Origin of the sequence: Candidatus Frankia alpina (assembly GCF_902806485.1) — a bacterium.
Classification (GTDB): Bacteria; Actinomycetota; Actinomycetes; order Frankiales; family Frankiaceae; genus Frankia; species Frankia alpina.
In genome coordinates this window covers 1-4,761 of the sequence record NZ_CADCWT010000314.1, presented here as the reverse complement: position 1 = coordinate 4,761, position 4,761 = coordinate 1, and the positions used below count along the sequence as shown (strand labels likewise).

Genomic DNA, 4,761 nt, shown 5'->3' with positions numbered 1-4,761 from the left:
ACATTCCTCGCAACCTAGAGTAACCAGTCGGCACGGAAGGTGACCTTCGCGCGGCCCTGACGGCGGCCAGATCCCCGCCGATGCCCGTGATGTTCCGCGACCAGCTGCTGCCGACGCCGATCCACGCCGGGCTGTCCCCGCCGGCCGACGTGTAAAATGGTTCACCGACGTCGTCGACCCGTCCGACCACGACCGAACCCGCCGCGCCGGATCCAACGCATACGACCGGGTCGACGAACCCACAGTCTCACTCGCCACCAGATCGTTCACGAAGTAGCCGAGACTCGCCGACGAACCCGCCGGCGGATACGGATCCGTCGTCGTCCGACCAAACAGATCATAGGCATACCCGCTGTTCGTAAGCCGATCAGCCTGGTCATAGCCGAAAGAATAACCGGTGGCCGACGTCGACGTCGAGCAGGCACCCGCATCACTACCCCCACCATCCGGGTAGCTCGTCAACGACAACCGATTCGAATCCGCGTCATACCCATACGACCGCGTCGTGCACGACGCCGGACCACCATAACTCACCGTATCCGCCACCGACGTCAACCGACCCGACAGGTCATAACCCAACGACTTCGTCGACGCCGGCGTCGCATCCAGACGGATCTGACCGTAGACCGAGTTGGCCTGGGCGAACGCCAACCAGGGAGTGCCATCCTTGGCATACGACAACGCGGTCGGCTCACCGTTGTCGTCATACCGCGTCGCCGCGACCAGGCCGTTCGGATACGTCTGCGAGACGACCTTCCCGTCGGTGTTGTAACCCGCCGTAAACGTCGACGGCGCGCTACCGGCGCCGACACCGAGACTCGTCAGCAGACCACGATGCTCCCCCGAACCACCATCGTAGGTGTACGTGCCCTTGCCGTCGTTCACCGTCGCGATGCGACCGTCGACGTCATAGGTCGTCGCCGCGGTGTTGCCGTCCGCGTCGGTCTGCGAGGTCACCTGACCCCACGAGTCATAACCGGTGGTGAGCGTCACGCTGTCCGCGGTGGTCGTCGTCGGCAGACCCGTCGACGCATCGAAACCGTAGGTGGACGTTGGGATCGTGCTGCCACCGTCCGCCGCTGGGCTTGCCGCCACCGCCTCCGACGTCTTGCGCCCGGCGCTGTCATAGGCATAGGTCGTGGTCCGCGTCGTCGAGTTGACCGTCTCGACGTTGGTCAGCACCTCGTTCAGATCGTTGTACGTGTACGCCGACACCGGCAGCGGATTCCCCGACGACGGCTGCGCCGCCGGACCCTGCGTGCACGCCAGGCCGGTCCAGGAAGCGTTGACGCAGCTCCCCGACCCGGTCGCGGTGAAGTACGAGGTCAGCGTCGTGTAGGCGTCGCCACCGGAGCTGCTCGCCTTCGGCTGGCGGGACTCCACGACATTGCCGGCCGCGTTGTAGTACGTCGTCCGCACGATGTCCGGGGTCGAACCGCCGCCCATCCACGTCGTCACCGTCGTCGGCTTGCGCAGGTTCCAACCCGACGTCGCCGCATCCGCGCCGGTCTTCGCCTCGTAGCCGTTCACCGTCTTACGCGGGTCGGCGTCGCTGCCGTCGGCCAGGCGGATCGTCGTGGTGACCGTCGTCGCCAGCCGGTAGGGGGTCGGCGCCGATGGGGCGCCCTGGTCGTAGTCGGTGTGGACATGCTCGCGGCCCGAGTAGCGGGCACCGCCGTTGTCGACGATCTGATGCGTCGGGCCGTAGGTGTCGGGCCACCGACACCCCGTCCGCGGTGTACACGGTCTGCTCGTCGAGCTGCTGGGAACGGGCCGCTGAGGTGGTCAGCGACGCCACCGTCGGATCGGTGTCCGCGGTCGGGGTCAGTGCCTGGTTGCGGTTCTCCGCGGACAGGGTGCGGACGGTGTTGCCCTTGGCGTCGTGCTCGGTGGTGGTGATCTGCCAGGCGCCGTTGCCGTAGGAGGCGCTGTTCACCTGCCGGCCGTCGGTGTTCAGATAGGTCAGGTCCGCGTACGGCCAGTCCGACGAGGACGGCGGCGACGGCGACGACGGCACATGATCGGCAGTGAACACGCCGGCGCCGTAGAGCGGCAGATCCTGCTGCGCCCAGCCGGCGACCGTCCCGGCCGACAGGTCGATCGGCGCGCTGGCGCCGGAGGCCGGGACGTCGTAGACCACCGTCTGCGTCGCCGTCGACCCGCCGGGGGTCGGCCGGGACACCGTCGAGATCCGCCCGCCGCCGTCGTACGCCAACGTCCAGGTGGCCTGGCCGGGTGGGGTGATCTGGGCGAGCCGGCCAGCCGTGTCGTAGGTGTAGGTGGTGGTCAGGTTGGTGCGCGGGTCCTTCGCCGAAGGCAGCCGGCCGGCGGAAGTCGTAGGCGTAGGCGGCGACGTTGACCGGCGCGGCACCGTTGAAGGCCATCGCGATCCCGCTGACCCGGCCGGTGTAGCTGCCCCACGTCGACGGGTCGGTGCCGGTCCCGGTCGCGGAGGTCGACGTTGCATACGTCAGGTTCAGCGCGCGGCAGCCGGCACCAAGCGTCGTGCACGACGACACCCCGGCGGGGTCGTCGGCGAGGATGCGGGTGGTGCGCCCGGCGGAGTCAGTGGTGAAGGTCGAGGTGGTGTTCGAGCCGGGTTCGACGACCTGGCTGGCATACCAGGTCGTGACGCCGCCGACAGCCTGGGCGACGAAGACGGTCTTCGAGCCGTCGATGTCGGTGTGGGTGAACTGGGTCGCGGAATCCTTGGTCAGGGTGCTGCCGTCGACGGCGTCGTCACCGACACCGGTGTAGGTGTACGGGTAGCCGCCGGTGCCGCTGCGGGTGTAGACGTCCTGGACGCCGGTGTCGTCGGTGAAGGTGACGTAGCCGCCGGCCAGGGTCTCGTCGGCGGCGCCGGCATCGGGGCCGGGCATGCTCGCCGTCCACCCCGGGCCGAAGATCGTGTTCGACGCGCCGGCGGGCAGCACCTCGAACATCGACCACGAGTTCGTCGCCGTGGCCGGTGCGGTGGTGGTGATGGTCAGCGCCTGGCCGGGGGCGGAGGACGCCGCCGTCTTGTACAGGCCCGCGCCGGTCACATCCGTCTGGTGGTAGCTGCCCTGCAACGTCACCCCGGAGCCGGGGGTCGGGATTGCGGCGGCGGCAGCGTCCGCGACCGCGGCGAAGGCCATCGACCCGGCCGCGGTCGACGTCACCGACTGGTTGAACACCCCCGCGGTGGTGTCCTCGGCCGGGCCGATGTTCGTCGCACCGATCGGCGTGGTCAGGTTCGTGTTCATCACCACCACGACCTGCAGGAACTTCGAGCAGGTGTTCGTCGACGACGTCAACGTCAACGTCAACGTCACCGTCCGCGCGGCCGAGCTCGACGTCCGCGCCCACCAGGCGACCGCCTCGTCCTTGGTGCCGTTCGTCCCGGTGCCGGCGACCCGGATCCACGACAGCCCACCCGAGTCGGAGATCGCCGGGATGGTGCTGCCACCGGAACCCGTCGAGGTCGTGTCGGCGAGGGCAAGCAGCAGCGCGTTCGCCGGCGCGGTGAACGACGCGGTGACCGCGTTACCCGTGGACGTGCAGCCGTTGCCGTTCCAGCCCGCCGCCGGCGGCGTCGACGGGTCGACCGTCAACCCGGCCCCGGCGGGGGCGTTCACTCCGAGGGTGGTGAAGGTGCGCCCGACGGTGATGTCACCGGTGTAACTCGGCATCGACGCATCGGTGGCGGACACCGAGTAGTGGCCGTGGCCAAACCGACCCGCCGTTATCTCAGGTAGGCGAACGGTATGAGCCGGAACCGGCGCGCGCCCGAGAACCCCGGACGCCACCGGGCCCTCACCGGCCCGGCCCGCCACGCCACGGCTGGCCTGACCCGCCGACGGTCCGGTCCGACCGGCGGCCTCGCCGCCATTCCGATGATCGGGCTGCTCGTCACCCTGAGCCTGATGCCCGGCATGACCCCGACCGGCCGGGGCCCGTCACCGACCGCTCGCCTCAACGCTCCCGCCGTCGCGGTCCATCCGCCGACCCGCGGCTACAAGGACCAGTTACCCGACCTCATCCCCACGCTACGAGCCGCGACCGACACCGACGCCCCCACCAGCACCCCGACGCCGACTCCGACCGCGACTCCGACCGCGACTCCGACCGCGGCTCAGACGGCGACTCCGACCGCGTCGGCGCCTGTTCCCGACGACCGGACGCTCGCTGCCGCGGCCACCCACCGCACCGCCTCCGCCGGTTTCATCCTCACCGCCTCCGAACAGCGGATCCCCGCCCGCATGCTGACCGCCTACCGCGCGGCCGCCGTCCGCATGGCCACCGAGCGCCCCTCCTGCCACCTTTCCTGGCAGCTCCTCGCCGGCATCGGCCGGATCGAGTCCGGCCACGCCGCCGGCCACGCCCTCACCCCCGACGGGACCCTCACCCGGCCGATTCTCGGCCCGCCCCTCGACGGCCACGACGGCTGCGCCCTCATCCGCGACACCGACCGCGGTGCCCTCGACCACGACACCCGCTACGACCGGGCCGTCGGGCCGATGCAGTTCATCCCCACCACCTGGGCCAGCGCCGGCCGCGACAACTCCGGCGACGGCCGGGCCGACCCGGACAATGTCGACGACGCCGCCCTGGCCGCCGCCGGCTATCTCTGCCAGCACGGCCACGACCTCGCCGACCCCGCCCAGCTGCGCGCCGCGATCTACAGCTACAACCCCTCGACCAGCTACGTCCACGCCGTCCTCGCCTGGACCGCCGGGTACACCACCGGCCACGCTGCGACCGACGCCCCACCTCAAGCCG

Annotated in this window: 5 protein-coding genes and 1 pseudogene; 4 read left to right on the top strand and 2 right to left on the bottom strand. The window is 70.3% G+C overall.

What is annotated here, in order from left to right:
• Positions 1-1,530, bottom strand: a pseudogene (locus G6R25_RS28260) (sugar-binding protein); the annotation flags it as partial.
• A gap of 4 nt (positions 1,531-1,534) precedes the next feature.
• Positions 1,535-2,371, bottom strand: a complete 837-nt coding sequence (locus tag G6R25_RS28255) for an RHS repeat domain-containing protein (RefSeq protein ID WP_235949403.1) — start codon at positions 2,369-2,371, stop codon at positions 1,535-1,537.
• Positions 2,372-2,433: 62 nt separating this feature from the next.
• On the opposite strand from G6R25_RS28255, the gene G6R25_RS28250 reads away from it, so the two are divergent.
• From G6R25_RS28250 to G6R25_RS25555, 4 genes are all read left to right on the top strand, one after another.
• Complete coding sequence (locus G6R25_RS28250) at positions 2,434-2,757, top strand: hypothetical protein (protein WP_235949400.1); 324 nt, start codon at positions 2,434-2,436, stop codon at positions 2,755-2,757.
• 120 nt (positions 2,758-2,877) lie between these two features.
• Positions 2,878-3,060, top strand: coding sequence for a hypothetical protein (locus G6R25_RS28245; RefSeq protein ID WP_235949398.1), 183 nt, complete (start codon positions 2,878-2,880; stop codon positions 3,058-3,060).
• Positions 3,061-3,168: 108 nt separating this feature from the next.
• Entirely contained in the window at positions 3,169-3,663 is a 495-nt protein-coding gene (locus G6R25_RS28240) for a hypothetical protein (protein ID WP_235949397.1), read from the top strand.
• Between the two features lie 83 nt (positions 3,664-3,746).
• The coding region (locus tag G6R25_RS25555) for a lytic transglycosylase domain-containing protein (RefSeq protein ID WP_235949396.1) at positions 3,747-4,761 on the top strand (1,015 nt) is incomplete at its 3' end.